At 63.1% G+C, this 15079-nt stretch carries 16 protein-coding genes and 1 tRNA gene; 13 read left to right on the top strand and 4 right to left on the bottom strand.

Features of this window, described 5'->3' with window-relative positions; all coding sequences use genetic code 11:
- The first annotated feature begins 135 nt into the window (after positions 1 to 135).
- The 3 genes from NMG80_RS12370 (at position 136) to NMG80_RS12360 (ending at position 3934) form a co-directional block, all read left to right on the top strand.
- On the top strand, positions 136 to 1536 hold the full coding sequence (locus tag NMG80_RS12370) for a lipopolysaccharide biosynthesis protein (RefSeq protein WP_254018340.1): 1401 nt from the start codon (positions 136 to 138) through the stop codon (positions 1534 to 1536).
- The gene (locus tag NMG80_RS12365; RefSeq protein WP_254018339.1) at positions 1536 to 2816 is read left to right on the top strand and encodes a GNAT family N-acetyltransferase; all 1281 of its coding nucleotides are present in this window, start codon (positions 1536 to 1538) and stop codon (positions 2814 to 2816) included. The genes NMG80_RS12370 and NMG80_RS12365 overlap by 1 nt, the downstream gene beginning before the upstream one ends.
- 509 nt (positions 2817 to 3325) lie before the next feature.
- Positions 3326 to 3934, top strand: coding sequence for a hypothetical protein (locus NMG80_RS12360; protein ID WP_436798600.1), 609 nt, complete (start codon positions 3326 to 3328; stop codon positions 3932 to 3934).
- Positions 3935 to 4034: 100 nt separating this feature from the next.
- Here NMG80_RS12360 and NMG80_RS12355 read toward each other — a convergent pair.
- Positions 4035 to 4119: transfer RNA gene (locus NMG80_RS12355), tRNA-Leu, on the bottom strand.
- 287 nt (positions 4120 to 4406) lie between these two features.
- Here NMG80_RS12355 and NMG80_RS12350 point away from each other — a divergent pair.
- Together NMG80_RS12350 and NMG80_RS12345 are read left to right on the top strand one after the other, a co-directional pair.
- Positions 4407 to 4994, top strand: coding sequence for a YqaA family protein (locus tag NMG80_RS12350; protein ID WP_254018337.1), 588 nt, complete (start codon positions 4407 to 4409; stop codon positions 4992 to 4994).
- 87 nt (positions 4995 to 5081) lie between these two features.
- Positions 5082 to 5600 (top strand): disulfide bond formation protein B, encoded by a 519-nt coding sequence (locus NMG80_RS12345; RefSeq protein WP_254018336.1) that lies wholly within the window; start codon positions 5082 to 5084, stop codon positions 5598 to 5600.
- Between the two features lie 152 nt (positions 5601 to 5752).
- Here the strand turns inward: NMG80_RS12345 and NMG80_RS12340 are convergent, their stop codons facing one another.
- Both NMG80_RS12340 and NMG80_RS12335 read right to left on the bottom strand, forming a co-directional pair.
- A complete protein-coding gene (locus NMG80_RS12340; protein WP_023797250.1) occupies positions 5753 to 6310 on the bottom strand; it encodes an HNH endonuclease in 558 nt (185 codons plus the stop codon).
- 211 nt (positions 6311 to 6521) lie between these two features.
- Positions 6522 to 7181, bottom strand: a complete 660-nt coding sequence (locus NMG80_RS12335; RefSeq protein WP_254018335.1) for a DNA-3-methyladenine glycosylase family protein — start codon at positions 7179 to 7181, stop codon at positions 6522 to 6524.
- Positions 7182 to 7277: 96 nt separating this feature from the next.
- Here NMG80_RS12335 and gluQRS point away from each other — a divergent pair, with 96 nt between their 5' ends.
- On the top strand, positions 7278 to 8153 hold the full coding sequence (gene gluQRS / locus NMG80_RS12330; protein WP_254018334.1) for a tRNA glutamyl-Q(34) synthetase GluQRS: 876 nt from the start codon (positions 7278 to 7280) through the stop codon (positions 8151 to 8153).
- 386 nt (positions 8154 to 8539) lie between these two features.
- Positions 8540 to 9415, top strand: coding sequence for a DMT family transporter (locus NMG80_RS12325; RefSeq protein WP_254018333.1), 876 nt, complete (start codon positions 8540 to 8542; stop codon positions 9413 to 9415).
- 54 nt (positions 9416 to 9469) lie between these two features.
- On the opposite strand, the gene NMG80_RS12320 is transcribed toward NMG80_RS12325, so the two are convergent.
- Positions 9470 to 10321 carry a YihY/virulence factor BrkB family protein gene (locus NMG80_RS12320; protein WP_254018332.1) on the bottom strand — a complete coding sequence of 284 codons (852 nt, stop codon included), beginning with the start codon at positions 10319 to 10321 and terminating at the stop codon, positions 9470 to 9472.
- Positions 10322 to 10378: 57 nt separating this feature from the next.
- Here NMG80_RS12320 and NMG80_RS12315 point away from each other — a divergent pair, with 57 nt between their 5' ends.
- From NMG80_RS12315 to NMG80_RS12290, 6 genes are all read left to right on the top strand, one after another.
- Entirely contained in the window at positions 10379 to 11245 is an 867-nt protein-coding gene (locus NMG80_RS12315) for an SDR family oxidoreductase (protein WP_254018331.1), read from the top strand.
- A 23-nt stretch (positions 11246 to 11268) separates the two neighbouring features.
- Positions 11269 to 11460: a twin transmembrane helix small protein gene (locus NMG80_RS12310; RefSeq protein ID WP_023797244.1), complete on the top strand. Its 192-nt coding sequence runs from the start codon at positions 11269 to 11271 to the stop codon at positions 11458 to 11460.
- Between the two features lie 20 nt (positions 11461 to 11480).
- Complete coding sequence (locus tag NMG80_RS12305) at positions 11481 to 12062, top strand: cob(I)yrinic acid a,c-diamide adenosyltransferase (RefSeq protein ID WP_254018330.1); 582 nt, start codon at positions 11481 to 11483, stop codon at positions 12060 to 12062.
- 25 nt (positions 12063 to 12087) lie between these two features.
- Positions 12088 to 12891 carry a rhomboid family intramembrane serine protease gene (locus NMG80_RS12300; protein WP_254018329.1) on the top strand — a complete coding sequence of 268 codons (804 nt, stop codon included), beginning with the start codon at positions 12088 to 12090 and terminating at the stop codon, positions 12889 to 12891.
- 336 nt (positions 12892 to 13227) lie between these two features.
- Positions 13228 to 13977, top strand: a complete 750-nt coding sequence (locus NMG80_RS12295) for an electron transfer flavoprotein subunit beta/FixA family protein (protein WP_023797241.1) — start codon at positions 13228 to 13230, stop codon at positions 13975 to 13977.
- A gap of 160 nt (positions 13978 to 14137) precedes the next feature.
- On the top strand, positions 14138 to 15067 hold the full coding sequence (locus NMG80_RS12290) for an electron transfer flavoprotein subunit alpha/FixB family protein (RefSeq protein WP_254018328.1): 930 nt from the start codon (positions 14138 to 14140) through the stop codon (positions 15065 to 15067).
- The last annotated feature ends 12 nt before the right edge of the window (positions 15068 to 15079 follow it).

Genomic DNA, 15079 nt, shown 5'->3' with positions numbered 1-15079 from the left:
CCTCATCCGCCTGCCGGCACCTTCTCCCCGTGAACGGGGAGAAGGGAGCACTCCCTCCTCTCCACCCAACCGTTTCTTAATGTGTTTTCGTTAGACGCAGAGCCAGAAAGAGGCGGAAAACGGAGTGTAATCAGGGTGCGCTTTTCCGCGGCGACGACAGCCGGGCGGTTCCTGCCGCAGCGCCTTGCGCTGCGCGCAAAGCCGCTGCTTACCCGCGTCGATGCCGTGCTGTTCACCGCCGACGAGCGCGGCGAAGCCAGCCGCATGTCGCTGATTGCCTTTTCCATCCGCATCGTCAGCGCCGTCATCGCCTTCGTCAGCCAGGTGCTGATGGCGCGCTGGATGGGCTCGTTCGAATACGGCATTTTTGTCCTTGTCTGGGTGACGATGGTCATCGTCGGCAACCTCGCCTGCCTCGGCTTCCACACCTCTGTCATCCGCTTCATTCCCGAATATCGCGAGCGCAACATGCTGGCCGAACTGCGCGGCATCGTGCTGACCAGCCGCCTGTTCGTGCTGGTTGCCTCGACGGCGATCGCCGGGCTGGGCGCGCTCGGCGTCTGGCTGCTCTCGCCCTTTATCGAGAACTACTATGTCGTGCCGTTCATTCTCGGCCTCATCTGCATGCCGATGATCGCCATGTCCGACCTGCTCCAGGGGCTGGCGCGGGCCAACTCATGGGCGCTGTTTGCGCTGGCGCCGACCTATCTGGTGCGGCCGGTGCTGATCCTGGCGCTGATGGCGCTGATGCTTCTGGTCGGCTTTGCGGCCGACGCCAGGACGGCGATCTTCGCCTCGATCGCCGCCGCCTATGCCACCACGCTCGGCCAGCTCATCGGCATCACCGCGCGGATGGACAGGAATGTTTCGGCCGGGCCGATGAAGCTGCATTTCGCGCAGTGGTTCCTCGTGTCGCTGCCGATCTTCCTGGTCGAAGGCTTCTTTTTCCTGCTCACCAATGCCGACGTGCTGATGGTCGGCGCCTATATGAACCCTAACGACGTCGCCGTCTATTTCGCCACGGTCAAGACGCTGGCGCTGGTGCATTTCGTCTATTTTGCGGTCAAGGCGGGCGTTGCCCAGCGCTACGCGCAATTCACCCATGGCGAGCCCGAAAAACTAGCCGCCTTCGCCCGCGAAACCGTGTCGTGGACGTTCTGGCCATCGCTGCTGATGGCGCTGATGGTGCTGGTGCTGGGCGAGCCGATGCTGAGCTTGTTCGGGCCTGAATTCGTTGCCGGCTACCCGCTGTTGTTCCTGCTGGTCGTCGGCGTCGTCGCCCGCGCCGCCGTCGGCCCCTGCGAAAGCCTGCTCACCATGAGCGGCAACCAGAACATCTGCGCCGCCGTCTACGCCATGACGCTGGCCTTCAACATCGGCCTCAGTCTGGTGCTGATCCCGCTTTTCGGCCTGTGGGGCGCGGCGATGGCCACCGCCTTTGCCATGATCTTCGAGGCCGGCGCGCTGGCCTTCACGGTCTGGCGCAGGCTCGGCATCGTCATGGTCATCTTCGTAGCCGCCAAAGGAGCCGCCTGATGGCCGCCATCCCGTTGCTCGAGGAAACCAGCGGCGGCCCGGCCGGCGCCCTGGTGTCGGGCCTCGCCGGGCTCGCGCGCGAAGCCGACCCCGCCCAAATCGAATTGTTGGCCAACGGCCGGCCCCAGCGCAAACTGGCTATTTACGCCGCCTCCGCCGGCTTCGACCTGGTCGAGGAACTCGACTTTCTCTGCGCCCGCACGATCGAGCCCAACGTCTTCTTCAATCCGCGCTTCCTGGCACCCGCCATGCCGCGACTGGAAGACCGCGAGGTGCGGCTGGCGGTCATCCGCGACGGCGACGAATACCGCAACCGGCTGCGCTTGCTGGTGCCGTTCTCGGTGGAGCGGCCGGCGACGCCGCTCGGCGTGCGGGTGATGCGCACATGGTCGAGCCCGTTCGGGCCGATCGGCACGCCGCTGGTCGACCGTGACGATCCCGTCGGCGTCATCGAGGATTTCTTCGCGATGCTGTCGCGGCCGCATCTCAAACTGCCAAAAGTCTTCGTGCTGCCCGACATCCGGCTCGACGGCCCGGTGGCCAGCCTGCTGGCCACCGTCGCCGAGACGCGTGGCCTGACGCTGGTCACCACCGGCAAGGCCGAACGCCCGATGCTCGAAAGCGAGATCGACGGCGATGAGTATCTGAAGGCCTCGCTGCGCTCGCACCATTATCGCGAGTTCCGCCGCCTGAAGCGCCGCCTCGCCGACCTCGGCAGGCTGGAGCATCTGGTGGCGCGCGGACCGGAAAACATCCGCCATGCCATCGAGCGTTTTTTGACGCTCGAGGCCGCCGGCTGGAAAGGCCGCGAGCGCACCGCCATGGCCATCGACCGCTACCGCGCCGCCTTTGCCCGCGAGGCCGTGCACCGGCTGGCCGAACGGGATCTGTGCCGCATCCATTCGCTGACGCTCGATGACCGCACCATCGCCAGCCTGATCGTCTTTGTCGAGGCCGGCGTCGCCTACACCTGGAAGACGGCCTATGACGAGACGCTCGCCGCCTATTCGCCGGGCACGCTGCTGATGATCGAGGTGACCAGGCAGCATCTCGACGACCCCAACATCATGATCAGCGATTCCTGCGCCGTGCCCGACCATCCGGTGATGAGCCGGCTGTGGATGGAGCGCAGGCCGATCGGCACGCTGGTCATCGGCCTGACGCCGGACGCCGACCGCCTCGCCCGCCAGGCGGCGTCGCAGATCCACCTCTATCGCGAAACCCTCAACATGGCGCGCCTGTTGCGCAACCGGGTGAAGAGCTTGCTGGGACGGCGGTAGGGCAAAGGCTGCTCTCCCTTCTCCCCTTCTTGTGGGAGAAGGTGGCCGCGAAGCGGTCGGATGAGGGGTGCTCCAGCTTGGCACCGACTGCGCTCCGTCCAGCACCCCTCAACCGTCGTGGCGCTGCGCGCCAATCCACCTTCTCCCACAAAAGGGGAGAAGGAAGAGAGGGGCAGCGCCGGCTGGTGGGCGCGGCGCATCATCCAGGACCATCACCTGGTCTACCGCGCCGCCGCAACGCTTAGCTCCTTGGTCCGGCCTGGGAATGACGAAGGCGCAGGGGCTTACGGCTAATCACCAGCGTGGGAGATTGGCAGCCGCAGGCCGGTCGGCAGCGGACCGTCGACAGTCCCCTTCAGGCTCAGTCGAAGAACCAAATCCCCTGTGGACCTAGGTCATGAGGGTTAATTCTCCCGAACAGCGGAAAGGATTAGCATCGGAGACAATCTCGGCCGCGCAACCAGCATCATTGCCGTCGCAGGGCCAGAACAAAAATCCGGGAGGAACGCATGACGAAAACAACTCACTTCAAGCGTCGCAGCATTCTCGCTTTGGCTGGCCTCATCGGCGCCTGCCTGACTGCGGCCGCAGGTCAGGCCGCCGAGCCAGACAAGGCCGAGATCGAGGCCCTGAAAAAATCGCTATCCAAGTACGAAGACTACAAGGCCGCCATCCGCGACCTCTATCTGTCGACAGTCGGATGCGTTTATTACAGCGGCGAAAAAGTGGCTGGAGCTATGGATTACCCTAAGGGCGCGATGGGCATTCATTTCGTCAACGTCGCGAGCGTCAGCCCGACACCAGATCCGACGCGCCCCAATGTCCTTATCTATGAGCCGTTCGACGGCGGCTTGCGCCTGGTGGCCGTGGAATGGCTTGTTCCGCTGACGCCCGACACCAAGGAGCCGCCGAAACTGTTTGGACAGACGTTCCAGGGGCCGATGGAGGGGCATTATCCGCTTATTCCGACGGAGTTCTACCATTACGATCTTCACGCCTGGCTGTTCAAAGACAACCCGCTCGGAATGTTCAGCCCGACGAACCCTGACGTGAAATGCGACAATTACGCGTTTCCGATGCCGGAGCAGCCGACCAAGATGGTGCCGGGGCCGATGTGAGGGCGACTTAGTACGCAATGGCCCGGCCTCAATTGCAGCTGTCCCAAGTTGCGCCTGGGATGACCTCCCACCGAGCTTTCCAACGTTCTCGGGTGGGAAATGGTGCCCCTAGCCGGGATCGAACCAGCACTCCTTGCGGAACTCGATTTTGAGTCGAGCGCGTCTACCAATTCCGCCATAGGGGCTCAGGCCGGGCGGCCTGGATGGGCGCGGACTATACGGTTGGAGGCCTGTTCGTCAACTGGCCAATTCGGGGTGGCCAATTCCAGGCATGTGGCCTTCGCTCGGCCGCGGCCTTTCGATTTCGTGAAGCGGCGGCCATTGTGCGGCGCAGAAAATCTTTCTAGACAGGCAGCGCATTGAAGCGCACCGCGTCTGGAGAGATTGATGTGGCGCGCTTTTGATCTTGGTTTTTATGCATTGTTGTCCCAAAGGCGCTGCGCTTTTTGGGCGACGTGCATCAGGAGTGCCGATGCTTCGCGGACTTTACGACTGGACCTTGTCGCTGGCGGCGAAGAAATCCGCCGAATGGTGGCTGGCCTTCATCGCTTTTGTCGAAAGCTCGGTATTTCTCGTGCCGGCCGACGTGCTCTATTTGCCGATGGCGCTGTCGCGGCCGGATCGCGCCTATCGCTACGCGCTGGTCGCCACGCTGGCCTCCGTTCTGGGTGGCATAGCCGGCTGGTACATCGGCCACTATGCCTATGACACGGTGGCGCGGCCGATCCTTGAATTCTACGGCAAGTATGACGACTTCGAGACACTACGCGTCTCGGCGGGCACAGGATTCATCGTCCTGATGCTGATCACCTCCGGCCTCGCCCATCTGCCGCCGATCAAGGTGGTGACGATCCTGTCCGGCGTCATCGGCACGCCTTTGCTGCTGTTCATCGTGCTGGCGATCGTGGCGCGCGGCGCCCGCTTCCTGTTCCTCGCCTGGCTGCTGCGCCGCTATGGCGAACCGATCCGCGAGTTCATCGAAAAGCGCCTCGGCATGATCGCCGGCGCCGCCGCCGCTGCCCTGATTTCGCTCTATATCGTCGTCAAATACGCGTTTTAGAGCACGATCCCGAACCGAAGGTCAGCGTAGCAAAAAGTGGGAACCGGTTTTCTGGATCATGCTCAAAAGAAGGCGAACGGCAGATCGATGACAGCGACCGTGAATGCCCACACTGGACGCCAGCGCATGCGGACGGCGTTGTTCCTCGCCGCCGCCATGGCCGCCACCGTCGGCTCGGCGCTGGCCTTCCAGCATCTCGGCGGCTACATCCCCTGCAAGCTCTGCCTCGAGCAACGCACCCCCTATTACATCGGCGTGCCGCTGATGCTGCTGGCGGCGCTTGCGTCGACCTTGCGCTGGCCGGCTTGGCTGACACGCGGCCTGCTGGCCGTCGGCGGCCTGCTGATGGTCTACGGCGTCTATCTCGGCGTCTATCATTCCGGCGTCGAATGGGCATGGTGGCCGGGGCCGACCGATTGTGCGGCGGCTGCCGGACCGATCGACACCGGTGGCAAGGGCGTGCTCGACGCCCTCGACCAATTCGTCCCGCCCTCCTGCGACAAGGCGGCACTGCGCATCCTCGGCCTGTCGCTGGCCGGCTGGAACGCCATCGCCAGTTTTGTCCTGGCCGTCATCGCCTTTCGCGGCGCCTTTGCACGCGACTGAGCGGCACAGCGCAGAGTTCGTCCAGAAATTCGTAGGGCCGGAGCGCATGACGTGGGTTTCGAGAACCGGAGCGGAGCGTACTTACAGTACGTGAGCACCGGAAGCGCAGAAAGCTGCGTCAGGCGACCGGCATGGCGGATTTCTGCCGAACTCTATGGTTCGAGTTCGACATCCCAGTAAAGATAATCCATCCAGCTTTCATGCAAATGGTTGGGCGGGAACAGGCGGCCATTGTTGTGCAAATCGTGCACCGTCGGCTGAAAAGGCTTCTGCAGCGGCCACATCTTGGCGTGCGCCGGCATCATGCCGCCCTTCCTCAGATTGCAGGGTGAGCAGGCGGCGACGACATTCTCCCACGTCGTCGCGCCGCCGCGGTGGCGGGGAACGACATGGTCGAAGGTCAGATCCTCCGGCGTGCCGCAATACTGGCACTGGAAACGGTCGCGCAGGAAGACGTTGAAGCGGGTGAAGGCCGGATGCCGCGATGGCTTCACATAGGCTTTCAGGCTGACGACGCTCGGCAGTTTCATCGAGAAGGTCGGCGACGACACCGCGTGCTCATATTCGGCGACGATGTTGACCCGCTCGAGGAACACCGCCTTGATGGCGTCCTGCCACGACCAGAGCGACAGGGGGTAATAGCTGAGCGGACGGTAATCCGCGTTCAGCACCAGTGCTGGAAGCCCATCCGGAGATACGGCAACCGTCACGTCATTGACCTCCTTGGTTCAGCGCATGACCCCGAAATCGGTTCGATTTTCGGAAAGGATCATGCGCGGCTTCAAAAAGTCCTACGGCGTCCTTTGCGCACCCAACCGGATGCGCGGCGCTGTAGCCTGTCGGCGCGGATACTGTAAGCCCGACATGACAGGGATGTGAAGCGGCTTGTCGATCAATCGAAGCGCTAAAAATGCATGATTTTCATGCTTTTTTGCGGATTGAGCTAGGGGGCGCGGCGTCCCTGCCCCGGGTCTCACGATAATACGCCCAAAAAAGCCGTGATGCGACACCGCGCCACGGACTCCATGATTCGGCGAGCTTGATCAGCGTTTTCTCGGGCGGACGCGGGTCGATGCCGAGCGCGTGACCGACCGCGCTCTGCAGGGCAACGTCGCATGCCGGGAAGACGTCGGGGTGGCCGGCGGCGAACAGAAGATAGACTTCCGCCGTCCATGGGCCGATGCCTGACACCTTGGTCATCGCCGTGATCGCCTGCGTGGCATCGAGCAAGCAGAGTTGATCGAGGTCGAGGCCGTCGACCACCGCCTGGGCGACGGCGATCAGGCCGCGCTGCTTCGGCCGCGACAGTCCGGCCTCGCGAAAAATGGCTTCGTCGGCGGCAAGGATTGCCTGCGGGGTCAGCGGATCGACGAGTTTTGTCAGCCGCCCGAAGATGGCGTCGGCGCTGGTGCGGGAAACCTGCTGCGAGACGATGATCGAGGCAAGGCTTCTGAACCCCGGCTCGGACAGCCGAAGCGGCACCTCACCGGCCATGCCCCGCACCTTTTCAAGGCGGGGGTCGAGCCGGCAGAGCGCGTCGAGCCCTTGCGAAATGTCGTCGAGCGTGGCGATGCGTTGCATGTTTTCTGTTCCAGAACCAAGCGCAAAGTGGCAATTGATAATCAGCGCAAAGTAGCAACTGGCGAAAGCGCCGCACAACCCGATTGCCGCCGAACGATGACACTCCTGACATTCCGTTTCGCGCCGAGCCCGAATGGCGAACTGCATCTCGGCCACGCCTATTCGGCGCTGCTCAATCAAAAATTGGCCGGCGCAACCGGCGGGCGGCTGTTGCTGCGCATCGAGGACATCGACACGACGCGCTGCACGCCGGAATTCGAGGCCGGCATTTTTCGCGACCTGGAATGGCTCGGGCTTGGCTGGGGAGGACCGGTGCGCCGTCAGTCCGAGCATTTTTCGGACTATCAAGCGGTGCTCGATCGGCTGATCAGGGAAGAGCTCGTCTACCCGGCGTTCATGAGCCGTGGCGAAATCCGCGCCTTCATTGCCGACAGCGAAAAGTGCGGCCGCGACTGGCCGCGCGACCCGGACGGGGTGCCGCTCTATCCCGCCGTCGACAAGGCGTTGCCGATGAGGGAACGCCAGCGACTGATGGCCGAGAATACGCCTTTCGCCTGGCGGCTCGACGTCGATGCTGCGATGGCGCGCGTCGGCACAGACCTGTCATGGCTGGAATTTTCGGATGAGAGGCTTTCCGCAACACGTGCGGTGAAAGCCCGGCCGCAGGACTGGGGCGACGTGATCGTGGCGCGCCGTGAAATCCCGACAAGCTATCATCTCGCCGTCGTCGTCGACGACGCGCTGCAGGGGATCAGCCATGTGGTGCGCGGCCAGGACCTCTATTCCGCCACCGGCGTGCAGCGCCTGCTCCAGGAGATCCTCGGCCTGCCGCAACCAGGCTACTTCCACCATCGCCTAGTCTTCGGCCCGGACGGTCGAAAGCTGTCGAAGAGTTTCGGGGATACGAGCCTTGCCGCCTTGCGCGAGGTCGGCGCATCACCGGATAACGTCCGGCGGCTGGTTGGGATTTAATCCATTCCGTACATCAGAGCGTCACGACGTACAGAACCTTTGATGGCAGAGCGAGGCGCCCCCCTCTGTCCTGCCGGACATCTCCCCCACAAGGGGGAGATCGGCCGTCATTGCGGCTTTCGCCAATGTCCAACGTTGATGAACAGGCGCCGTCAGCGAAGCTGCCAATCTCCGCCCAAGTGGGGGAGATGTCCGGCAGGACAGAGGGGGGCGCGAAGGATCACTACAGATCAGCATTTATCCGAGCCGCTGCATTCTTCGGCGGAGTCACGATCGTCTTCAACTCGGATAAGCCTATGGATCAATCGTTTGGTTTTGCGTGTCGGGTTGAACCGCATTAGAGCATCGCCCGGTCAACTCTCACCAAACGCGGCAGCCTTTCAAAAATGCACAGCGTCAAGCGGTTCATCCCCGCCTCCTTCGTCGTCTTGTGGGCGACCGGCTTCATTGGCGCGCGTTATGCCATGCCGTGGGCCGAGCCTTTCACCTTCCTGGCCGCGCGCTTCGTTCTGGCCGCCGTCCTGTTGGCCGCCTTGATGGCAGCGCTAGGCTCCAGGCGAGCGACGCGCAAGGAGGCGCTTCACGCCAGCGGCGCCGGCATCCTGATGCATGGGGTCTATCTCGGCGGCGTGTTCTGGGCCATCCACAGGGGCATGCCGGCCGGGTTATCGGCCTTGATCGTCGGGCTGCAGCCGCTGATCACCGCGGTGATGGCCGGCCGGTATCTCGGCGAGGCGATCCTGCCGCGCCATTGGGCAGGCCTGGCCATAGGACTTGCCGGCGTGATCATCGTGCTTTGGCCGAAGCTCGGAACGCTCGGCGGCGGCGTGACGGCCGAAACGCTTGCCGCCTCGCTTGTCTCGGTGCTTGGCATGAGCGCCGGCACGATCTGGCAGAAGCGCTTCGCCTCCGGCGGTGATCTGGTGGCGGCCACCACTTGGCAATATGTCGGCGGTGCATCGGTGATGGTCCTCGCCTCGCTCGCTTTCGAGACGCGAACCGTCGTCGTCAACGGCGAGTTGATCTTCGCCATGGCATGGCTGGTGCTGGTGCTGTCGATCGGCGCCATCTTCCTGTTGATGGTGATGATCCGCGGCGGCGAAATGTCGAAAGTCGCTTCGCTGTTCTATCTGGTCCCGGCCGTCACCGCGGTGATCGCCTGGATACTGTTCGGCGAACAGTTGAACCTGGTCCAGGTCGTCGGCATGGCGATCGCGACCCTCGGCGTCGGGCTGGCAACCGCTCAGCCGACCAAAGCATGATCCCAAAAAGGTCGGCGGGAACCGGTTTCGCTGGAGATCATGCTCAAACAAGGATCAGCCAACTCGGGCGCGTGCCTCCAGATAGCGGCTGATCGCGGCATTGAGCTCACCGCCGAGGATGAAGATCGCCGAGACCATATAGAGGAAGACGACCGCGACCATGATCGAGGCAAGGCCGGCATAGGTCGTCACATAGGACGAGAAACGGTCGAGATAGGCGGCGAAGATGGTCGATCCGATAAGCCAGGCAATCAGCGTGAAGATGATGCCCGGTATGATCGATACGAAGCGGCGCTTGCCCGCAGGCAGCCAGTAATGCACCGCGAACAGCCCGCCGACGATGACGATCGAGGCGATGATGTAACGCCACAGCGTGATCGTTCCCATATAGGGTTTTACCCATTCGAAATTGGCCTCGGCCAGCCGCGCCAGCAACGGCGCAAACACCAGAAGCACGCTGATCACCAGAAAACCTGCCGTGGCGATCAGCACGAATGCGATGCTCTGCACCCGGCGGTAGATGATGCCGCGCGTTTCGGAAACGCGGTAGGCGCGGTTAAGCGAGGTGCGCAGCGCCTCGATGCCGTTCGAGGCGAAGAAGGCGGCAAGCAGCACGCCATAGGTCAATAAGTCGGTGCGCTGCACGGTGAGCACATTGAGCACCTCGCGCGCGATCGGCTTGGCAATCTGCTCGGGCCAGGTGTCGAAGACGAGGTGCACGGCGGTGTCGGCAAAGGCCTGTGCGCCGAGGAAGCTGGCCAGCGTCGTGGCGAAAATCAGAAAAGGGAATAGCGCCATCAGCGCCGTGATCGCCAGATGACTGGCCATTGCCCAGCCATCGTCTGCATCGAAATGGCCGAACGCGTCATAGAGCACGCGTTTGAGGGCTACGATCTTCCGCAACAAGAACCGCGTTCCCTTCGATTGTCTCGACGCCGCGAATATGGGAAGGGATTGCAGCAAATGGCAAGCCTGGCTCAAACAACGCTTCCTCCCGGAGAAAAGTTGCGCACCATCATCGTCACCGGAGCTTCTTCCGGGATAGGCGCCTATTGCACCCGGGCGCTGAAGGCGGAAGGCTGGCGGGTGTTCGCGACGGCACGCAAGCCGGAGGACATCGCCGCCCTCGAGGCCGATGGCATCGAGGCTTTCTATCTGGACTACCGCGAACCGGAATCCATCGAGACGCTGGTGGCGTCGGTGCTGGAGCGGACAGGCGGACGGCTCGATGCCCTGTTCAACAACGGCGCCTACGCCCAGCCCGGCGCCGTCGAGGACCTGCCGGTGGCAGCGCTCAGGGAGCAATTCGAGGCGAATGTCTTCGGCTGGCATGACCTCACCCGCCGTGTCGTGCCGGTGATGCGCCGCCAAGGCCATGGCCGTCTTGTCCACTGCTCCTCGATCCTCGGCCTGGCGCCGCTGCCCTTTCGCGGCGCCTATTCGGCGTCGAAGCACGCGATCGAAGGGCTGATGCTATGCATGCATCAGGAACTCCAGGGCAGCGGCATCCATGTCTCGCTGATCGAGCCGGGGCCGGTGACATCGAAGATCGCCAGCAACGGCCTTGTGTGGTTTCTCAGCAATATCGACCGTGAGAATTCCGTCCACCGCCTCGCCTACGAGGCGCAGCTGCAACGGCTGCAGGCCGGCGGCAGCACGTCACGGCTGAAGCCCGGGCCGGAGGTGGTTCATGCCGCCTTGCGCCATGCGCTTCTGTCGCGGCGCCCGCGTCCGCATTATGTGGTAACGGTGCCGGCCAGGATCGGCGTTGTCCTCAAACGCATCCTGCCGGCATCAATGCTCTACCGCCTGCTTGCCAAACGCGCCTGAACGCAATCGACTGGAAACACACTATGGCAACCGTCTTCAACATCCTCGCTGTCCTCGTCATGGTCGCCGTGGTGATCGTGCTGATCCGCGGCCTCATCAACATGATGCGCGGCGGCTCCGGCATGACCTCCAACAAGCTGATGCAGACGCGCGTGCTGCTGCAGTTCGTGGCATTGGTGCTGATCATGCTGGCGGTGTATTTCACCCGCAAGTGAGGGCTTTTAGGAGGCGGAGCGTGGTCAAGCTCAACAAGATCTACACCCGCACCGGCGACGACGGCACCACCGGCCTTGGCACCGGCGAGCGGCGGCTGAAATCCGATCTGCGCATCGACGCCTATGGCACGATCGACGAGGCCAATGCCTGCATCGGCATGGCCCGCATCCACACCGCGGCAAAACATCCTGCGATCGACGCGATGCTCGGCCGCATCCAGAACGATCTTTTCGACCTCGGCGCCGATCTGGCGGTGCCGGACGACGGCAAGCCGCTCGGTTATGAGCCGCTGCGCATCACCGCCGTGCAGACCGACCGCGTCGAAAAGGACATCGACCTGCTCAACAAGGATTTGCAGCCGCTCAAATCCTTCGTGCTCAACGGCGGCACGCCGGCAGCGGCGGCCCTTCACCTCGCCCGCACGGTGGCGCGGCGAGCCGAGCGCATCATGGTGGATTTGACGCAGGCCCCAGGCGAGCACGTCAGCCGCGAGGCGATAAGATACATCAACCGCGTGTCGGACTTTCTGTTCGTCGCCGCACGCGCGGTCAATGACAATGGAAACGCCGACGTGCTATGGGTTCCCGGCAAGAACCGCTGAATCTGCCGAGGCGGGAGGGGGTCCGATGTTCATCCCGCTTTATGACACCAACCGGCTGCGCCACATCAAGCAGCAATATGTCACGATCGGCCTGATCGCGTTCAATACGCTCATCTACTTCGCCACCGCGCTTGGTGGCGAGCAGTTCACCAACGCCGCTGTGCTGGGCCTCGGCTTCATCCCGTCGGTCGTCCACGACAGCGCCGAACTGGCTCCGCAGTTTGTCGTGATCCCGGAGAGCCTGAGCTACGTCACCTATTCCTTCCTGCATGCCGATATTTTCCATCTCGGCGGCAACATGCTGTTCCTCTGGGTCTTCGGCGACAATGTCGAGGACGCGCTCGGTCACATCCGCTTTCTCATCTTCTACCTGCTCTGCGCCATCGCCGGCGCCTTCTTCCAGGGCCTGATCGCGTGGAACTCGCAGGTCCCGCTGATCGGCGCCTCAGGCGCCATTGCCGGCGTGGTCGCCGCCTATCTGATCCTCTATCCCAGGGTGAAGGTATGGGTGCTGGCCTTCGCCCGCATCCCGCTGCGCATCCCGGCCTTCATCCCGCTCATCCTGTGGATCCTGTTCCAGATCGTGATGTTCGCCGCCGGTGGCGAGGATCAGATTTCCTGGGCCTGTCATGTCGGCGGCATCATCGCCGGGGCCGTGCTGGTGCTCATCCTGCGCAACCGCGCCGTGCCACTGCTTGCCGGCGCGGACGAAGAGGCAGTGGTGGTGGCCGGCCAAATGCCTGTTGCGGCAGAGCCCGCGCCAGGCGAGCCGCTGCCGGCGCAGCCGGCGCCGCACTGGGGACGGGGAAGCGCCTCCAGTACGGACTGAACCGATTTGAGTGCGGCGCGGATGATTTGGGCGCGCACCGGATATTGACGCGCGGGGTCGCCGCAACTACGGAAGCTTTCCCACACGAATGCATGTCGCGCAAAACTGTGCAGCGGTCTTGCGATAACGACATGCATAAGACACACAACCTGAAGCGCGTCGCGCGTGAGGCCGGTCAAATGCGACGCGCTTTAGACGGTCGGAGACCAGAATTCCGTCCGGAATGTCGGCTTTCGACAACTCTGAAGAGGCGCGCACTGCTATAGCGCGCGCGACGATCTTGAAAGAGGTGACTATCTTGAAAGAGGTGGCTATCGTGAAAGAGGTGACAGGCAAATGAAGATCCTTGTGCCCGTGAAGCGGGTTGTGGATGCGAATGTGAAGGTTCGTGTGAAGGCTGACGGTTCGGCGGTGGAACTCGCCAACGTCAAGATGGCGATGAACCCGTTCGACGAGATCGCGGTCGAAGAGGCGATCCGGCTGAAGGAGGCCGGCAAGGCGGAGGAGATCATCGTTGTCTCGATCGGGCCGCAGCAGGCGCAGGAGACCTTGCGCACCGCGCTCGCCATGGGCGCCGACCGCGCCATCCTGGTCAAGACCGACGAGCAGACCGAGCCGCTGGGCGTCGCCAAGGTGCTGAAGGGCGTGGTCGAGGCGGAAAAGCCCGGTCTCGTCATTCTCGGCAAGCAGGCGATCGATGACGATTCGAACCAGACCGGCCAGATGCTGGCCGCACTTCTGGGCTGGGCGCAAGGCACTTTTGCATCCAAGGTCGTTATCGATGGCGACAAGGCCAAGGTGACGCGCGAGGTCGATGGCGGCCTGCAGACGGTGGAGCTGAAGATGCCCGCGATCGTCACCGCGGATCTTCGCCTAAACCAGCCGCGCTATGCGTCGCTGCCCAACATCATGAAGGCCAAGAAGAAGCCGCTCGACGAGAAATCTCCCGCTGATTACGGCGCCGACGTCAAGCCACGGCTGAAGGTGATCAAGACCGAGGAGCCGGGCGGCCGCAAGGCGGGCGTCAAGGTCAAGAGCGTCGCCGAGTTGGTCGACAAGCTGAAGAACGAAGCCGGCGTGCTCTAATGAAATCCGATGAGGCCGGCCTGCAAACGGCCGGTTTCTCCGCTCACCTAGGCTCACGTAGTGAAGTACGCTCCGCTCCGGTTCTCGAACCCAATCGTTTTCGACTCGGCCCGACATGAATCCGAGACGTCCCCACTGAAGTGGATCAAGGAATAGAGAGATGACAATTCTTCTGATTGCCGAACACGACAATGCGACGCTTTCCGACCAGACCGCCAAGGCACTTTCGGCTGCACTGCAGATCGGCTCGGACGTGCATGTGCTGGTCGCCGGCAAGGGCGCGAAGGGCGCAGCCGACGCCGCCGCCAAGCTCAAAGGCGTGAGCAAGGTGCTGCTCGCCGAAGCCGACGAACTCACCGAGCGTCTCGCCGAGCCGCTGGCGGCGCTCGTCGTCGGCATCGCCGACGCCTATGACACGATCGTCGCGCCGGCGACCTCGTCGGGCAAGAACGTCGCGCCACGCGTGGCAGCCCTGCTCGATGTCGCGCAAGTGTCGGAGATCATCGAAGTTGTCTCGCCCGACACCTTCAAGCGGCCGATCTATGCCGGCAACGCCATCCAGACGGTGCAGTCGAGCGACGCCAAGAAGGTGATCACCGTGCGCACCGCCTCCTTTCAGGCTGCAGCCGAGGGCGGTTCAGCCCCGGTCGAGACGGTTCAGGCCGCAGTCAATCCCGGCCTGTCGAGCTTCGTCGAGAACAAGCTTTCCGAGACCGATCGTCCGGAGCTGACTTCGGCCAAGATCATCATCTCGGGCGGCCGCGCGCTGGGCTCCTCGGAAAAATTCCAGGAAGTCATCTTGCCGATCGCCGACAAGCTCGGCGCCGCCGTCGGCGCCTCGCGTGCCGCCGTCGATGCCGGCTATGCGCCAAACGACTGGCAGGTCGGCCAGACCGGCAAGGTGGTCGCCCCCGATCTCTACATCGCCGTCGGCATCTCCGGTGCCATCCAGCATCTTGCCGGCATGAAGGATTCGAAGGTCATTGTCGCCATCAACAAGGACGAGGAAGCGCCGATCTTCCAGGTTGCCGACTACGGCCTCGTCGGCGACCTTTTCGTCATACTGCCGGAACTGCAAAAGGCGCTTTGACGCCTTCTGCCA

Origin of the sequence: Mesorhizobium escarrei, from assembly GCF_935825525.1 — a bacterium.
Lineage (GTDB): Bacteria > Pseudomonadota > Alphaproteobacteria > Rhizobiales > Rhizobiaceae > Mesorhizobium > Mesorhizobium escarrei.
The sequence above is the reverse complement of the archived record's forward strand: the minus strand, read 5'-3'. Positions and strand labels throughout refer to the sequence as shown.